Origin of the sequence: Peptoanaerobacter stomatis (assembly GCF_000238095.2) — a bacterium.
Taxonomy (GTDB): Bacteria; Bacillota; Clostridia; order Peptostreptococcales; family Filifactoraceae; genus Peptoanaerobacter; species Peptoanaerobacter stomatis_A.
In genome coordinates this window covers 1664674-1682900 of sequence record NZ_JH815225.1, presented here as the reverse complement: position 1 = coordinate 1682900, position 18227 = coordinate 1664674, and the positions used below count along the sequence as shown (strand labels likewise).

The following is an 18227-nucleotide window of genomic DNA, read 5'->3' as shown; positions in this document are numbered from 1 at the left end:
ATATCGCTGTTCGTTTAATTAACAGATATTCCACTTTGATTATACTTAATTTTAATCAGGAAATAAATTCTAAAAAACAAGTATATCCATTATTATATTAAATTTTAGTATAATAATGAAAGATATTTTAAAATTATCTATCCTATTTCAAACTTAGAGCATATCCGAAAAATATTCAGTTTATCATATAAAAGTATTTTAGAAAAAATTTCGATTTTTACAATATTTTTTCAGATACGCTCTATTATCTGCTTGATTAAAAATTGTTCCTAACGATTTAAAAATGCAAAATATGCTTTTGAACTCATATATGCATCTGCTTTTCCTACAAGTTCGATAGGTGCATGCATACTTAGCATAGGCGTTCCGCAATCAAGCACCTCTGCGCCGAGATTTGCAAGAATATAGGCAATTGTACCTCCGCCACCTTGGTCTGCCTTGCCAAGCTCGCCTGTTTGCCATATAACATCATTGTCATCAAACACTTTTCTAACTATAGCCAAAAATTCGGCATTTGCGTCATTGCAACCGCCTTTTCCTCTTACACCTGTATATTTTGATATAGTTATACCATGTCCCACAAGTGCTGCATTTCTCTTTTCCATAACCTCAGGGAATGTAGGGTCGAATGCCGCATTAACGTCAGCTGACAAAACTTGCGAATTTGCAAAAGCCGACCTTATCTTCAAATCATTGTAATCCTCTTGCATAGCAATCAAATTTGCCACAAGATTTTCAAAAAATCTTGATTCCATTCCGGTATTACCCATAGAGCCCACTTCTTCTTTATCTGTGAGCAAACAAACTGCTGATGTATCTACATCTTGTACTTTGAATATCGCTTCCATTCCGGCATATGAGCAAACCCTGTCATCATGTCCATGTCCTGCGATAAATGAGCTGTCCAATCCCACATGTCTTGATTTTCCGGCAGGCACTATCTCAAGCTCAGCAGTCATAAAATCTTCTTCTCTTATACCGTATTTTTCTTCCAATATCTTCAATATATTTTCTTTCACATAGTTTTTTACTTCTTTATCATCTGTTTTTAGAGGTATCTGTCCTACAACAACATTGAGTTGCTCAGCTTCTATAACTTTACTTGCTTTTTTCTCCATTTGGTCTGCTGACAGGTGAATTAACAAGTCATTTATATATAATACAGGCTCATCATCTGAATCTCCAAAAGAAATCTCCACTTCCTTACCTTCTCTTGTAAAAACTACCCCATGTAAAGCAAGAGGTATTGTAGTCCATTGATATTTTTTAACCCCACCGTAATAATGAGTTTTAAAAAGAGCCATATTCGAATCTTCATATAAAGGGCAAGCCTTTATATCAAGACGTGGTGAATCTATATGTGCACCCACTATGTTCATGCCGTCTTTTATAGGTTTCTTACCCACTACAAACAACACTGCTGATTTACCCTTGTGATTATATACTATCTTGTCCCCAACATTTATCTTGCCGATTTTTACAAATTCTTCATAATCTTTAAATCCGTTTTCTTTTGCAAGTTTTACTATCTGTTTTGTAGCAAGACGCTCAGTTTTAGCTATATCCAAAAAGTTCATATATCTTTTTGCATAATCCATAATCTCTTTATGTTCTACTTCTTTCCATACATTTTTAGGTTCAAATTCTCTCTTCATAACACTCTCCTTATATATTTTTTAATAATAATTATTTTTTGAAATTTAATAAATATATTATAACGTACGTTTTATATAGCGTCAATATGTGGCATTTTATACATCATTACCGTTCTATATTTATTATGATACCATTTCCCAATAAAGTTACAGATAAATTATATAATTGTATAGCATCAATATAAATGCTTTATTGCAAAAATTAATGATAGATTGTCAAGTTAAGTGCAACACTTTTATAAAATCACTTATAAATTTCCAATATTTTATAAGATTTTAGTATTAATCGGATTTTAATATAAACGCAAAAAAACACACCTATAAAACTATAGATGTGTTTTTCTTTTAATATCTATTCTGCAGATATCTTAGTTTCTCTGCTGTCAATCATCACCGCTCCCACAAAGCTCAACACTTTATTACCTGCATAATTAAGCATAGAGTTTGTCGCTATATAGTTGCCGAGAGCTTTTATATCAGCTTGCGAAGCTGTTTCCTTAGCATTTTTTATACTCACTGTCTTTTCCTTCGCATCTGCCATTTTAAATTTCAATTTTAATGTATTCATAATCATCCTCCATTTTCAATTAGTTTAATACTGTTGTTTCAGCTATTTCCACATCAGCAGACGGTGTTTGCTGAACTTTTGCAATCACTTCCACCATACCGAATATTATCTCGTCACTTACAGCAGAGTCTATATTGCCTATCGTATTGTAAGAATATTTCGGTTTGCCTGTAGCAGACACCCCTGTTTGATATTTGAATTTTATACTTCTTGCCTTTATATTTTTATTCATAATATTTCTCCTTTTACTAAGTAAAATTAAACATTTATAATAAACCGCTTTATTTACTTTCTTTTAAAAAAGTATAAAGTCTGTAACTCAATAAATTCATTTTAACTAAAAAGAAAGTTTAAACTTAGTTTATTATAATTATAAACATTTTTTTGAAGGCTTATCTTCGCCTTTCAATAATTAATATCCGATTTTTTATAAAAAAGTATACAAAAAATTTTTTATAATAAATCATATTCAAATCAAGATATTCTGAAATCTATCAAAAAGTTTTCATTTTTAATCATTCTTTGTTATAATCAATCACATTTGTCAGTTTGTTTATACTCTCGTTCAATTTGTCCATTTTTGACTCCAACCTTATAAGCACATATATTGTTATCCCTATCGGAAAACCCATATTGCCCACCAAATTCACTATCTCATTATATTGCATAATATCCTCCTATATGTTTTTTCTCATAACATCAAGCGCCGATTTCTTTATCTTTTTGGCATATACATACGATATCTTCATATCTATTGCCACCTCTTGCAATTTCTTATTTTCAAGCACATTATTCTTTATTATATACCTTTGCGAATCGCTCAGCATACTCATCATGCTGTCCACTTCCACACTGTAAACATCATTGCAAGACATCTCGCTCATATACATATCATCACAAATTATTTCACAGCTATTAATATTATTAAAATACATTCGTTTGAAATATAATTCCATAAACCTCTTTATATATCCTGCAAATCTGTTGTAATGCAGATAATCATAGCTCACAGTCCTTTCAATAAGCTCCACTATCGCACTTTGCATGATATCTTCATCATATACGGAAAAATATCTGAACATAAGCTTTACAATAAGCGGTTTAAAACACTCTATTATCTCAGATAATGCCTCATCTTTGGCATATTCATCACCTTCAAAAAAAATTTTAACAAGATTTTCAACATAACTATACTCATTCTTCCTCATCGTTCCGCCTCCAATCAATAGAAAATATTTTCTAATTTACAATTAATACAATATCCGTTTCATTACTAAAAAATATTATTTCAAATAAGATATACTTATAAAAATGAAACTGTTCTATAAATATATAAACATTAAAAATAAGTATTTTAAAGCAAAATCTATACATACGAAAATATGTGATGCCCTGCTTATTTTTTTATTGATATTTATATTACGATATATATTATAAAAAATTATATTCTATAATTCAAGCATAAAATTTTTAAAATTTTGTATACCTTTTTTTAAATTTGCAGATATTTTTTAATAGATACATTTTTATTTTCAATGTATTCAGCTTTATTAATTAGTTGTATTTTCAACGTTTATTGCAATTGTATTGATATATACATTGCAATTACAATCATAAAATTTTAATAGACATATCAAGTGATAACACAAAATATTTTATAGAATATATTTTCTATTATATAGGAGGTAGTAATATGAATATAATAAAGCAACATCTCACAAATAACGACTGCTACAAATCAGCTACAAAGATGAATATAAGAGGATTGATGATACACAGCGTAGGTTGCAACGTAGAAAATCCGATGAATTTTATAAAAAGTTGGAACAAAGCAGGTGTATATAAATGCGTACACGCTTTTGTGTCAACTTATGCAATATACGAAACTTTACCATATAATTATAGAGGTTGGCATTGCGGGAAAGGACAAAAAGGTAGCTACAACAGCGGATATATAGGGATAGAACTCACAGAGCCCAAAAGCATAAGATATATAAAAGGAGGATTGTTTGAAGATACAGACCCCATTTATACAAAAAGATATGTAAAACAAACTTACTGCCTTGCAGTAGAATATTTTGCCTATTTATGTAAGATATTTTCATTAAACCCTCTCAAACCATATACCATACTCTCACACAGTGAAGCACACAAATTAGGCTATGCCAGCGACCACTCCGACGTAGAGCATATATGGAATTATGTGGGGCTTACTATGAACAATTTCAGAAAAGATGTAAACACAAAATTACTTATACTAAAAAACAATAGAAATATTGAATGATGTATTAGATAGATTATGTGACAACACAAATTTATTAACTAAAGATATTGTAAACAGCGTTACCTATATGATATGGATTATCTCCTCCAAGCTATTTGTTTTAATGCTATATAATTATATAAGTTATCCATAATTTTATTAAAAAATAGTATAAAATTATATTACAGAAACATTTATAATAATGCTTGATATAACAACATATATTTCTTTACACAAAAAAATAGAGTATCTATACGATACTCTATTTTTTTATTTTATCAAGTAGGTTTAACCACTCTTTTAATAGTTTCAATTACTATTTTGCTGGAGTTTCAGCAGGCTTTTCTTCTGCTTTTGGAGCTTCAGTTTTTGGAGCCTCAGCCGGTTTAGCTTCTTTTGCATCTTTTAGGATTGTTCCGTCTTGAGCAGCTTTTACTTCTTCAGGTGTTGCATCTTGAGGAAGTATAGTTACAGTCTTAGCTTCTTGATTCCAGATTATTGTTTCGCCATGTTTTAGACCAAACGCTTGAGCTATGTTAGCTACCGGTAAGAATATTCTTCCTTCAACGTTAGTTGGTTTAGCATCAAGTTGTACTGGAGAACCATTTACATACATTACATTCTTGTCTATATTCATAGTTACTACTGATTGATATTTTTGGAATGTTGCTATTCTTGTAGTAGGGTCATAGTTAACTACTGCACCTATAGCATCAGCTATATATCTTACAGGTAACATTGTTCTGTTATCTTTGATGAATGGAGCAACGTCAGCAGTCTTAGCTTCTTTAACTCCACGAACTACTTCTGTATAAGATTTCTCACCTATAGTGAATACTGTAGTTATTCTCTTTTCGTCAGATACCGGAGTTATAGTTGTAAAGTAATCAAATTTCTTAACTGTCTTGCTCAAGTCATATCTTTCATCAACTATACCGAAGTTTCCTTTAAGTCTTAATTCACCGTAAGGAACAGATCTGTCAAGAGTTACACTGATATTCTTAAATGTTATTGCAGAAGGTTTAGTAGATCTTCTTTCTACTTGAACGTAGATATATTTATCTTTCTTATCTACTTTTTTGATTCCGATATTACCTTCATCAAGTGTGTACGCTACACTCTTGAAGTATGTTTGGATATTAGTATCTTCAAATTTAAGGTTATATTCTGCATAATTTGAATTAATTCCTGCAGGAACATAATCTTGTAATGCTCCAGCTTCTGTTTCTTTTACAAGTATGTCTTGTCCATCTTGTTTTTGAAGACCTATTTTAACTTGTGGAAGAGCACCTTTTACTTCAAATGTAACAGGAGCTTTAACATCAGCTATTTGAACTAATTGTTCTTCAGCACCTGCACCTTTTACTTTAAGGAATAGTTTACCAGTAAATCCTGAATCAACTACAAAAGGCACTTCTAATTCAAATTTAGTTCTTGTTGTTTCAGATTGTTGAGTAACATATAAGTCGAACTTATCTGCCATCTTATTATCTTTACCTTTACCGTCTTTATCATAAGTCTTTATATCATAATCTTCAACTTTACCTGATTCTTTATTGCCAACTCTCTCTATAGATGATTTATCTATTTGAAGTTTAGTTTCTTTATCTCCAGATTTCTTTGTTATCTTTAGTTTTTCACCATCTTGTAATGATGCATCTACCGCTTTACCATTCTCATCTACAAATTGGAATGTCATATATCTGTTGCCTTGTAGTGATGATGTGGCAGGTTCTTCTATAGTAAGTTTTGATTTGTATAGACCTTCTATATCTTTACCTGCTATAACATTAAGCACTTTTTCAGCTTTTACTTGTACACCGTAATCTACATATTCAGCTACTACAAGTGAAGTTGGAGATACATCTGAATTTTCTTGAACTATTACATCTACATCACCGAATTTTGCATCTCTATCAGGTATTATGCACATATTTAAATATATTGAATCCAATTGTTCAGTATATTTATCAGGTGTGATTTTCACTATTCTGTCATCAGAATTTGGAACTTTATCTATTTTTGCTTTGCTTACAGTATATGCTGTTTTTCCACTTGTAGAGAAATCCCAAGTAAACCCTCTTGGTAATTTAAGATTTATAGAGTGGTTTTTATCAAAAGCTTGTGGAGTCATTTCATCAAGTATCAATTGTACTTTAGTGTTACCACTTCTTGATATTTTTTCTTTCTTTTGTACTCTGAATTTTATAGAGTCTGCACCTACATTTGCATAAGCATATTCACCAGTACTAACATCTGAATCTTTAGGCACTACTTTTACTTTTTGAACACCTTCAGGAGTTCCATTAAATTGAACCAATAGAGGTATTTCTACTTTTCCATCCGCTATTACTTGTACTCCAAGTATAGAATCAGTTAATTTTTGAACTTTAGCATTTTTTAAGTTTTTAATTTGTTTACCATCAAAGTCAGAAGGTTTTGTTAGACCTGGATAATCAGGATTACCATTTGTATGATAATTAGCCGGATATAACACATTATCAGTATATGCATATTTATCAGTAAGTTCCTTTGAACCATATGTCCATTTTGCATCTCCATCTAAATGCAATTCAAAATTTTGTCCTGCTTTAGCACCATATATTGACGCAGCACTATCCACACCTAAAGTAAGTACAACTCCAGTTGTTTCATCTGTTATAGCATCAGATGTTGTAGTAATAGTTTTGTTTATTACGTTTCTTGTTGCAGCAAATGCTGGCTGAGCTGGAAGCAATGTAGCAGCCATCATAAATGCCATTAATAGAGATAATTTTCTCTTCATATTTAATTTCCCCCTTAAAATAATAATGTTATTTTAGAGCCTTACGCTCTCTCATAATATTATTATGTGCTTTCTTAATTTTTAATTAATTTAATTACAGTGTGAATTATAACATTCCTAATTTTGCTCGTCAAGTGATTTTTGTTTTTGTAATGTAGTTGTAAAATAAGATGTAGTTTTATGTCATAATTCGTGGATATCTTATACAGATAAGCTTATATACAATCAAACACTTATGCCAATATCATACCGACTTATTCAAAAAAACGAGTTACAAACCTACATATATATAACTGTTAAATTATAAGATTAATAAACAGCCTTATACTTTGTTAAATTTGTACAGTAGTATTTTCTATCGTTTTATTGACTTTAATATCAGTATGAATATCATATGTATGATGTCCATTGATTGTATGTGTACATTATATATTAATTTCTTATTTTTTGCAAATTACATATGCTTTACATCTATATTACAGCTTATTAATTATAGAAATAATTTCATTATTTTTATTTTAACTTTAAAATCGGATTTTTCAAGAGGTTGGTTATAAGGTCGGTATAAATCATTTGATCGACCACTTCCGTTATGCTTGTGATTCTTTGACCTGCATCTTTAGAAGACGCTCCGCAATGATAGATTCGCTGATGCTTGGTATTCCAGTCGATAATAATATATCTGTCGTGAAACTCTCCGCCGGATTTTTGAAATTTTATCTTTCTAAAAGGATATTCTTCGCAAAAATCCTGATATTCAATGGTATGAAGTCCTTTGCCGATATTATCGCTGAATATAATGATCTCTACCGATGAAGGGACATCTTTCAGTAATACTAAAGTTTTCACTCCGATGTAGTTATCTACAATATAAATACTCTTTTTTGCTATGCTGTAAATGTCTTTATATGCAAGATTTGCTTCGATCGGCTGTCCGTTCAAAAGTAAAAATCCGTATTTGAGCTGTGGATTGCTGAGGTCAAGAATCAGTTCAGACAGTTCGGATTTATGTACCACATTATTTAAGGTGTCCATAACTTCCGCCACCTGATCTTCCACATCTCTTAAATCTCGTCTTAAATCTTGCATTTCTACAACATTACTTGTAATCTGCATCGAAAGCTGTAAAAACTCTCTTTTACCAATCAACCCTTGATTTTCTACAATGTAGTCTTTCATTTGTTTAAAAGTACGAATCAGTGCCTTACTCTGCTTGACAGCAAGCTCTCCTTTTAAAACTGTCATCAGCATATAAATTCCTTGTTCAGTAAATGCGTGAGGATTGTATTTAATATTACTACCTCTTCCTGCACTTTTGTTCAAGGTCACATTTTGTGACCTTGAAAGTCCAGATACTTCCTCATCAGTTAATTGGAACATAAAATCTTCATCAAATTTTTCAATATTTCTTTTTACTTGCTGATTAAAAGCCTTTGTTTCATACCCATAGATTTCGGCTAATTCAAAGTCAAGCATTACCTTTTGTCCCCTTATTGTATAGATCTTTGTCAAGAATCCTTCTTGACTTATAATCATCATTCCATCTTTTTTATCCATTTCTTTATCCTCTTTATTCAAATTTCGAATCTATTTCATAGACCATATTGTATCATAAATGTAATAAAATTCATCATAATCCTTTTGAAAATTTTAAACTGTCAAAATATACCTATCAGAATACACTCTTTGTATGCGCTAAACTATTATTGTCCTATTTTCTTTTTTTATATTCTCTTGTGTATTATGTAAAACTCAGGTTTAGGTAGAATTATTTTATTTTTTCTAAATTTATATTTTTATTTCATTATATCAATATATCTCTATATTTTCCAATTACGTTTGATTTACTTTTATACGCTCATACTAAAACCTATTATAAGCATTTAACAATAAAATATATAAAAAATCTTTTTTAACTCGTATAAAATAGATTGTAAACAAAATAAATAAATGCAGTTCACATAAATTTTACAGATTAATATCTTGCTATTTCCCTAAAAATGCATTATATTTTAAACATTGCACATATTATATTATTTAATATGTTTGTTGTATTAATAATGCAACAAATATTACAACACTCTTTATTTTTATTTAGTATAATACAGTTTATCCAAAACTTAATTAAAAATAAGATTATTTTTGTATAATTTCGGTATAAAGTAACTATGCTAAATGCTTAAATTTATTATAACTACATAACTGTCGGTTATGTAAGAAAGAGGTGTAATTTGAAAATAGAATTAATAAAAAATAGTGAGCTTGAGCTTAAAAAAAACCTTGTAATATTACCTTGCTTTGAAAAGGAAGATATAAGCTTTAACAAATTGGACATTCCTTCTCAGGTATTGGACATAGCCAATAACTCTATAAAGGAAGAAAAGTTTAAAGCTTCAAAAGGTGAATTATATTATTACAACACAGTTTTAGAGGGCAAAATTATAAATGTACTGCTCTTAGGCATGGGAAAAAAAGCTGAGGCAAACCTTAAAGATGCTGTAAAAGGGCTTGTGTCTGCTACAAAATACGCATCCAAGCTATATCAAGGTGCTATATGTATAGCTCTTAGACCTTTAGAACGTACATCTTATGAATTATTTGCAAAATCTGTAATTCGCTCAATCATTTTATCAAAATATAAATTTGACAAGTACAAAAAATCAGATGATGCAAAAAATGAGCCGATTATAAAAATTGTACTGAAAGAAAATTGTTTAAATAATGCCGACACTTTGATAGAAGATGCAAAAATCGAAGCAGAATGCGTAAATTATACGAGAGATTTGATAAATGAACCTGCAAATCATATGACACCTGAAATCCTCTCACAAAAAGCAAAAGAATCAGCAGAAAAATATGGATATGAAGCAGAAATCTTCGATGAAAAATATATCGAAAAAATGGAAATGGGTGCGTTTTTATCAGTAGCAAAAGGCTCTGCAAATCCTCCAAGACTTATAGTTTTAAGATATAAGGGCAATCCGTCTGACGAAAAAATATACGGTCTTGTCGGTAAAGGCTTGTGCTATGACAGTGGCGGATATTCAATAAAACCTACAAGCTCAATGCTTGATATGAAAAGCGATATGGGTGGTTCTGCAACAGTAATAGGTGCACTTAATTTAATCGCACGGAAAAAATTGAAAGTCAACATAACAGCGGTAATAGCAAGCTGTGAAAATATGATTGCCGGCAACGCATATAAGCCCGGCGATATAATATGTTCTATGGATAAAACACATATAGAGATAGGAAACACAGACGCAGAGGGACGCTTGACACTTGCTGATGCAATAACATACAGTATACAAGAAGAAAAAGTTTCTCAAATAATAGAACTCTCTACTCTTACAGGTGCGGTGCTTGTAGCACTTGGAGAAGAAATAACAGGTGCAATAACAAAATATGATTACCTATATGATGATTTGAAAAAAGCGTCAAAAGAAACTCTTGATGAAGTATGGCAACTTCCATACTATGAAGATTATAGAAAACTTTTGGACTCAGATTTTGCGGACATAAATAATATAGGTGGCAGATATGCCGGAAGTATAACAGCAGGCTTATTCGTCACAAAATTTGCAAAAGAAACACCTATAATACATTTAGATATTGCAGGCTCCGCATGGGGAGAAAAAGAAACACCTATACGTCCTAAAGGCGGTACAGGTGCAAATGTTTTAATGCTTTACAAATATTTTGAAAATAAAATAAAAGATAATAATATTTAAATTTTTATTATTAAGGAGTAGATATGAGAAAAAAGGACATGAGAATAGAACGTACTCAAAGTTCTATAAAACGAGCATTTTTATCGTTATTGGAAACTGAGAACTACGGAAAAATAACTATTCAAGACATAGCAGATGAAGCTATGATAAACAGAAATACTTTCTATCTTCATTATAAAGATAAAGACGTACTGTTGAAATCTATAATAGATGAAAATATGGACTTAATAGATGAACACCTTGACTTTAAACTATCAAACGATACAAAAGAAGATGAAATAATAATACTTGAAAAAATAGCCGAGGCTTTATTAAAATACAGATACTTTCTAAAAGTCATGTTCTCATGTACAGAAAATAAATACTTCTTAGAGCGTTTTGACAATTCTATATCAAAAAGCATAATAGGTAACCACTCATTCCATTTTGACAACTTGGATAGAGAATATAGAGAAACTCAAATGGCATTTATAATATCAGGCTCTGTCGGACTTATCAAATATATAGCCAGCAGAGGCACAACTATGAATGCAACTCAAATAGCCGAAATGCTTTACAGCCTGTTTTTTCGTCCCTCAAAACCGGAAACAGTGAGCGAGTAAGCAAAAATAAAAAAACTTTAAATCAATAAAATTGGTTTAAAGTTTTTTTATTATATATCTATTTTATACTAATATTGCCCCAAATATATACTACGTTTAAATCAAAGTTATACTTTCGAGCATATATTTTTTGAAAGGGATTATATCAATTAATTATAATTTCAAAAATTATATAAAGCACTCCATATATGACCACTTGATGAAGTACATAGATGAGCAGGCTGTGCCTACCCATAGCACATATAAACACAGATATTTTATCTTTGCCGAAAATTCTACTAAAATATCTTTTTTCTTGGCTCTTTAATTCATCTTTTATTTTACAAGTATTATTGTGATTTTCAAAAATCTTTTCGGTATTCACAGCTTTATAGAACCTACCTGTAAAATAGCCTGTAAATGACAAAAATATCCATGGAAGTATCGGGAAATAATCAGCAGAATAAAAATCATCTCTTGGAAAACCATATATAAACGAAAGCGGAAGTTCTTGCATAAAATTGTATATACCTACATAAATGTCGCTTTTCAAAAAATATTTACTTTTTAAAACTATGAATATACCGAGCGTTATCAGCGAATATATTGCATATTTAATATCTGTTTTATTTCCAAGCTTTTTAAAAGTCTTGTCATCAGTTTCATTTTGAAATCTATTTTTACTGCAATTTTTATGGCTGTTTGTACTTTTATCTTCTATTTTTTTCACAAAGAATATTGCAAGCATAGAAAAAGCTAAGAAATGTATAATACCGAATTTAATTGCAAACTCGTCAGACACAAGAGTTGTCACAACGGTTATAATTATTGATATTATACTCAGCTTAACAGCATTTCTTAGCAATTTTTTACTAAAGTTGGTTGAAAATCCCGATAAAAATATAAAGCTCATACATATGTATTGCTGATAAAAATACCATGAATTAGTAGAAAAAAACGGCATATTAACAGAAAATACATATTTTAAATCATACAGCGTGTGATAGATAATCATATGAATTATAGTAAAACCGCGCAAAAAGTCTATAATATAAATTCTATCAGACATAAACTCTCCAATTTGTACTATTATCTAATCTAAATAGCTCTTAGTATTACATCATTATATCAAGCAACATTCCTCTTATATCGTCCATTTTTTTCAATATTCCCATATGGTCTATCTGTCCGTTTATAAAATCTTTTGTAAGACTTTCAAGCTCTCTGTCCACTGTCTTTACTATGGAGTAATTTCTATATCTTCCTTTTCTGTCGAGAAAATTTTCATTGCTGAATTGATGAGAGTTTTGTGTGGCTACATTTAAAAACTCTTTTACCAATTTTTTGTATTCCAATATATCCTTCAAATAGACTTTATCGCCTATTTTGTCGGATTGCACAGTTATTTTTTCAAATATGTTTTCAAGCTCTTCTTTTACGGACTCTGATTTTATTTTATCGAATTTTTCCATAAACTCAGTTCTTGATTTTTTCTTAGGATTTAGTTTATCTAAACTTTTTAAATCTTCTACTTCTCCTATTTTCAAGTTTTTTAGAGCATTTGTATTTTTTTGTACTTGAGAAACTGCATTATTGTTCACTTGATTTGTAACTTCCATTATATCCTCCATATATCTATATATGAAAATTTTTATTAGTCTATAATAAAAAAATTGTATAATTATCTATGTTTAATGCTTTTTATTATATTGTTTTTATTTACACTTTATTGACACTTGTTTAAAAAACATATATTTTCAATATTTGTAAACAGATTTAAGTATTATTTTATTATATCGGCTTGTTTACAACTTATCTTAAATTTTAATTTTAATTTATCAGCTAAATTAATGATATATTTCTAAGTTTTATATATTTGATATTTCCCATTATTCTATTAGCTCTTAGAATAATAAAGCAAAAAATCTCTCACCGAAAAAGATAAGAGATTTTTTGCTTGTATTTAATGTTTTAGAGGGTTTATCAATTTTTATAATTTAATCTTATTATATAAATACTTAAAAATTACATATATAAAAATATTTAATATGATAAATTTTATTGTATTAACCTTGTTTTAAATCAGTTTTTTTAGACTTTCTTGATAGTCTTTTTTCACTTCTTCCAAAAGATTTTTGTCTAATATAAGTTCTAAAGCAGTATAAGCCAACGCTTTTGAGCAAAATCTTATAGATTCCAAGCCGTATTCACTGCAAGATGCCTGCTTAAAACCTTCTGTATGCCCCACTATTTTGTCTAAAGATATTCTAAAACTTGGTTGTATTGTAGGCACGACATATGATACGTTTCCTACATCTGATGAGCCTATACTTTTCTTGCCGAAATGGTCTATTTCATAACCCAAGTCTTCTACATTTTTGGCATATATTTCATCTAATGTCCTTGTCATTACCATATCGTCCACGCTGTTTTCTTCTTGTATCAGCTCTCCTCTTGCTCCTGTTTGAAGTCCGGCGCCTTTTACTATATTGTCAAATTTTATTCTCAATTCTTCTACTTGTTTTTTTGTATTTGCTCTCAGATAAAACTTAGCCTCTGCAAATTCTGGTACTATATTGGGTGCATCTCCGCCTGAGGTGATTATACCATGTATTCTTACATCAGGTGTAACGTGTTGACGAAGTGCATTTACTCCGTTAAACACTTGTATTACAGCGTCAAGTGCATTTATGCCTTGCTCAGGCGATGCCGCTGAGTGTGCAGGTTTGCCGAAAAATCTTACTGTAAGCGGAATTATTGCAAGGAGATTACTGCTCACAGCATTTCTGTCAGCAGGATGTGCACAAAGAGCCACATCTACATCTTTAAAAAATCCTTCTCGTACAAAACTGCCCTTTGCACTGCTGTTTTCTCCACCTTCTTCGCCGGGAGTTCCATATACTCTTACTTCTCCGCCTACTTCATCAATGACGCTTTTAAGTCCTGCCGCTGCCAAACTGCTGTTTGCTCCGAACAAATTATGTCCGCAAGCGTGTCCTATGCCTACAAGTGCATCATATTCAGCTAAAAAAGCTATCACAGGGCCTTTTTTTCTTGATTTATATGTTGCAGTAAATCCTGTTCTGTGTCCTGCAACATCTACTTTTACATCAAAGCCTTCTTCTCCTAATTTTTCCGAAAGCAATTTGCAAGCTTCAAATTCATAGTTGCTGACTTCCGGCTTATCATGAATTTTAAGTGCTATTTGCTTATATTCATCTATATGTTCATCTATAAATTTGCTTATTTTTTCTTTATAACTCATATTTATCGCCTTTCCTTTTTTTCAAAGAATGATACATCAATAACACCGTTTTGTAAAATGTATTGCACTGAATTTAATTTTAAACAATTAATTATATTTGTCAATTATCTATAGTTGATAAGCACACCTCATTTTACCATACAGGTATTGTTTGACCGCCGTATTGTCTATCAAGCGCTTCTTTTGTAGCATCTGTTTGATATTCTTTTACTATAAGTTTAAAATCTTCTTTTTCGGCATCTTCTTTTCTTGCTGCAATTATATTCCAATAATCTCTCATTCTTTCTTCTTTATAATCTTCGTATGCGATAGCATCTTTTGCTATTGTAAGTCCTGCCTCGTATGCAACTCCATTGTTTATTATCCCAAAATCTAAATCCGGAAGCGATGCAGGTATTTGATTTGCTGCCATTTCTATTATTTCAACAGGTATAGTATATTCTGTTATATCCAATACTGAAGGTAAATTGCCTTTGCTCTCATCAACTTTTATATATCCCAATGATTCTAAAAACTTCAATGCACGTCCGCCATTTGACGTATCGTTAGGTATTGCTACTTTAAGAGGTTTATCTGATTTCAACTCTTTTAAGTCTTTTACTTTTGATGAATATACTCCCATAGGTGCTACAACTGTATATCCGATAGATGTAAGATTATCTATATTGTTTTCCTTTATAAAACTGTTAAAGTATATTTCCGTTTGGAAAGCATTCAAGTCTATATCTCCTGATGACAATGCTTTGTTTGGTTGAATATAATCTGCAAATTCCACAAATTCTAAATCAATCCCTTGTTTATTAAGTCTTTGTCTTATATCTTCCCAAGCTGAATGATCTGTTCCGTTGACTCCTAATTTATATTTTCTTAACTCTCCTTGTTTTTGCTCATCTTTTCCATTTTTTTCTCCACTTGAGCATCCTGCTAAAAGCAAAGCAGATGATAATGCCAACGCCAATAATTTTTTAATATTTTTTTTCATTTTATTCCTCCATATTTTACATTTATTATTTATGAGCTTTTATAAATCAAAAAGCTTATAGAATTAGTTGTTTAATTGAATTTAATTCAGTCTTCAATCCGTCATTATAATATTTTTAAATATTTTGATTTTTATAGTATTTTCTTTTGCTTGAGTAAAACTTTTTTTATAAAACATATAGTATTAATTTTAATTTAGCACTTGGATAACGAGGCGAACTAGCGAAAGTCAAAGGCACGTACTTAGGGTACATAACTGAGACTTGATGCGAAGTCCAACTAAATTAGGCAAGCTGATAAATTAAAATTTAGTGATTGCTTATTTTTTGATAAGCAAAATCCCCTATAAATTGCACAATAAACACCAACATTATTATTATGATTAAGGTAAGTGTCATAAGGTAAGGATTGAACATATTGTAACCATATCTTATGGCAAAATCTCCAAGACCTCCTCCACCTACCGTACCTGCTATTGCTGAATATCCTATAAGACCTACCATTGATAATGTCACGCCTTGTATTATTCCGCCTAAACCTTCTCTTAAAAGCACTTTTACTATAATGTCAATCTTGCTGAATCCCATCGCAGTATATGCTTCTATAACTCCTTTATCCACTTTTAACAATGCAAGTTCAACTTGCTTTGCCATAAACGGTGATGAGGCAATTATAAGCGGAATTACTGCGCCTTTTACCCCTATGGTAGTGTGTACTATCGCCCTTACAAGCCAAGGTATTGATGCTACCAATATTACAAACGGTATGGAACGAAGTACGTTTATTATCTTGGACAATATTGAATAAACATATTTATTTTTTAAAAGTCCGCCTTCATTTGTAACAGCCAGTATAACTCCTATAGGTGTGCCTATTATTGTTGCAAATATTCCTGATATGCCTACCATTATACAGGTATCTTTAAACGCTTTTATAAGTGAAGGTCCATACCTTACTAAATCTTCGCTAATTTTCTCTATCATATCTCATCACCTCCACAAATACATTATTGCTTGTCAAATACTCAATTGTGTCCTCTACATTTTTTTGTTCCCCTTCTATCGTAACCACCAAACTTCCATATGTTGTCTCATAAAGCTTTTCTATATTGGCAAAAAGTATGCTCGTAATTACGTTAAACTTGCTGTATAATCCTGCTATAAAAGGATCATCCGCATTTTCTCCTATGAAGTTTAATCTGTAAAAATCTTTTTTAAGCTCTTTTTGCTTTTTATGAATCTCATCTTGGTGTCTGCTTTGTGATATAAATTCTTTTGTAACTTCATTTTTAGGATGTATGAACACTTCCGCTATATCGCCTTGCTCCACTATACTCCCTTTTTCCATAACTGATACTTTGTTGCATACATATTTCACTACATCCATTTGATGTGTTATCAATACAACTGTTATGCCAAATTCTTTGTTTATCTTTTTTATCAAATCCAGTATAGATTTTGTAGTATTCGGATCAAGTGCAGATGTAGCTTCATCACAGAGCAGTATCTGCGGATCGTTTGACAAAGCTCTTGCTATTGCCACTCTTTGTTTTTGACCTCCACTTAACTGGCTCGGATATGCAAATTCTTTATCAGATAAATCCACCAATTTCAGTAGGCTTTTTACCTTTGCGTCTATCTCATTCTTACTAAGTCCTGTGTGATTTCTAAGTGGAGCCGCAATATTATCATATACGTTGGCGCTGTTTAATAAATTAAAACTCTGAAATATCATACCTATTTTTTTTCTCAGCTCTCTTAAGTTTTTCTCATCAAGAGCATTTATGTCGGTTTCATTTATATGAACACTCCCGCTGTCCGGAGTTTCTATTGCGTTTATAAGCCTTATAAGTGTACTTTTACCGGCACCGCTATATCCTATGACTCCGTATATATCTCCCTGCTTTATGGTAAGAGATACATCGCTAAGTGCATGAACCTTTCTATCTTTAAGTGAAAATGTCTTATTGACATTTTTTATTTTAATCATTGACTTGCTCCTCTAATACAAATTAATCTCTCCTAAATAGATAAAGTATAACCAAAATTTATAACTAAAATTTAAGTATGTGTATATTATAATTTTTTATTTTAAAAAGTCAACACAAATATAGTAATTTCAACATATATCATATTTATTATCAGTTATAAATAAAACTTATATCACTTCATTGTATTAGCGTCTTAAATTTATAATTGCAAAAAAACAACAAAAAATGATATAATTAAAATATTATGTTAAAAAATTTTTAATTTTTCATTATATTTATAGTACAATACTAAACACTAATTAAAAGTACATTAAATTATGCAGTTAAAGATTTATGTTTTTTTAAGTGGCAAATTATATAAAGCTTAGATATTTCATAATTTGTAATAGTGCTTAGCGTAAATATTTT

Annotated in this window: 16 protein-coding genes; 3 read left to right on the top strand and 13 right to left on the bottom strand. The window is 30.5% G+C overall.

Annotated features, from left to right (window positions below; translation table 11 throughout):
- Positions 1 to 269: 269 nt before the first annotated feature.
- The 5 genes from HMPREF9630_RS07390 to HMPREF9630_RS07375 all read right to left on the bottom strand — a co-directional run bounded on the left by HMPREF9630_RS07390 (position 270) and on the right by HMPREF9630_RS07375 (position 3431).
- A complete protein-coding gene (locus HMPREF9630_RS07390) occupies positions 270 to 1655 on the bottom strand; it encodes an aminopeptidase (protein WP_009527880.1) in 1386 nt (461 codons plus the stop codon).
- Positions 1656 to 2007: 352 nt separating this feature from the next.
- Entirely contained in the window at positions 2008 to 2223 is a 216-nt protein-coding gene (locus HMPREF9630_RS07385; protein WP_009527879.1) for a DUF2922 domain-containing protein, read from the bottom strand.
- Positions 2224 to 2242: 19 nt separating this feature from the next.
- Complete coding sequence (locus HMPREF9630_RS07380; protein ID WP_009527878.1) at positions 2243 to 2455, bottom strand: DUF1659 domain-containing protein; 213 nt, start codon at positions 2453 to 2455, stop codon at positions 2243 to 2245.
- A 283-nt stretch (positions 2456 to 2738) separates the two neighbouring features.
- Positions 2739 to 2891 carry a YvrJ family protein gene (locus HMPREF9630_RS10110; protein WP_009527877.1) on the bottom strand — a complete coding sequence of 51 codons (153 nt, stop codon included), beginning with the start codon at positions 2889 to 2891 and terminating at the stop codon, positions 2739 to 2741.
- A 9-nt stretch (positions 2892 to 2900) separates the two neighbouring features.
- Positions 2901 to 3431: a sigma-70 RNA polymerase sigma factor region 4 domain-containing protein gene (locus HMPREF9630_RS07375; protein ID WP_009527876.1), complete on the bottom strand. Its 531-nt coding sequence runs from the start codon at positions 3429 to 3431 to the stop codon at positions 2901 to 2903.
- A gap of 485 nt (positions 3432 to 3916) precedes the next feature.
- Between HMPREF9630_RS07375 and HMPREF9630_RS07370 the strand changes: the two genes are divergently transcribed.
- A complete protein-coding gene (locus HMPREF9630_RS07370; protein ID WP_009527875.1) occupies positions 3917 to 4507 on the top strand; it encodes a peptidoglycan recognition protein family protein in 591 nt (196 codons plus the stop codon).
- A gap of 295 nt (positions 4508 to 4802) precedes the next feature.
- Here the strand turns inward: HMPREF9630_RS07370 and HMPREF9630_RS07365 are convergent, their stop codons facing one another.
- Positions 4803 to 7271, bottom strand: a complete 2469-nt coding sequence (locus tag HMPREF9630_RS07365) for a stalk domain-containing protein (RefSeq protein WP_009527874.1) — start codon at positions 7269 to 7271, stop codon at positions 4803 to 4805.
- 513 nt (positions 7272 to 7784) lie between these two features.
- The gene (locus HMPREF9630_RS07360) at positions 7785 to 8828 is read right to left on the bottom strand and encodes an ORF6N domain-containing protein (protein WP_009527873.1); all 1044 of its coding nucleotides are present in this window, start codon (positions 8826 to 8828) and stop codon (positions 7785 to 7787) included.
- Positions 8829 to 9502: 674 nt separating this feature from the next.
- Here HMPREF9630_RS07360 and HMPREF9630_RS07355 point away from each other — a divergent pair.
- Both HMPREF9630_RS07355 and HMPREF9630_RS07350 read left to right on the top strand, forming a co-directional pair.
- On the top strand, positions 9503 to 11002 hold the full coding sequence (locus HMPREF9630_RS07355) for a leucyl aminopeptidase (protein ID WP_009527872.1): 1500 nt from the start codon (positions 9503 to 9505) through the stop codon (positions 11000 to 11002).
- A gap of 23 nt (positions 11003 to 11025) precedes the next feature.
- Positions 11026 to 11604: a TetR/AcrR family transcriptional regulator gene (locus tag HMPREF9630_RS07350; protein WP_009527871.1), complete on the top strand. Its 579-nt coding sequence runs from the start codon at positions 11026 to 11028 to the stop codon at positions 11602 to 11604.
- 145 nt (positions 11605 to 11749) lie between these two features.
- Here HMPREF9630_RS07350 and HMPREF9630_RS07345 read toward each other — a convergent pair whose 3' ends face one another.
- The 6 genes from HMPREF9630_RS07345 to HMPREF9630_RS07320 all read right to left on the bottom strand — a co-directional run bounded on the left by HMPREF9630_RS07345 (position 11750) and on the right by HMPREF9630_RS07320 (position 17818).
- The gene (locus HMPREF9630_RS07345; protein WP_009527870.1) at positions 11750 to 12652 is read right to left on the bottom strand and encodes an acetyltransferase domain-containing protein; all 903 of its coding nucleotides are present in this window, start codon (positions 12650 to 12652) and stop codon (positions 11750 to 11752) included.
- Between the two features lie 46 nt (positions 12653 to 12698).
- Positions 12699 to 13202 (bottom strand): YaaR family protein, encoded by a 504-nt coding sequence (locus tag HMPREF9630_RS07340; RefSeq protein ID WP_009527869.1) that lies wholly within the window; start codon positions 13200 to 13202, stop codon positions 12699 to 12701.
- 458 nt (positions 13203 to 13660) lie between these two features.
- Positions 13661 to 14848: a M20 family metallopeptidase gene (locus tag HMPREF9630_RS07335; RefSeq protein ID WP_009527868.1), complete on the bottom strand. Its 1188-nt coding sequence runs from the start codon at positions 14846 to 14848 to the stop codon at positions 13661 to 13663.
- A gap of 133 nt (positions 14849 to 14981) precedes the next feature.
- Positions 14982 to 15830: a MetQ/NlpA family ABC transporter substrate-binding protein gene (locus tag HMPREF9630_RS07330; RefSeq protein ID WP_009527867.1), complete on the bottom strand. Its 849-nt coding sequence runs from the start codon at positions 15828 to 15830 to the stop codon at positions 14982 to 14984.
- Between the two features lie 307 nt (positions 15831 to 16137).
- Positions 16138 to 16812, bottom strand: coding sequence for a methionine ABC transporter permease (locus HMPREF9630_RS07325; protein ID WP_009527866.1), 675 nt, complete (start codon positions 16810 to 16812; stop codon positions 16138 to 16140).
- Positions 16796 to 17818 carry a methionine ABC transporter ATP-binding protein gene (locus tag HMPREF9630_RS07320; RefSeq protein ID WP_009527865.1) on the bottom strand — a complete coding sequence of 341 codons (1023 nt, stop codon included), beginning with the start codon at positions 17816 to 17818 and terminating at the stop codon, positions 16796 to 16798. The genes HMPREF9630_RS07325 and HMPREF9630_RS07320 overlap by 17 nt, the downstream gene beginning before the upstream one ends.
- Positions 17819 to 18227 lie beyond the last annotated feature (409 nt).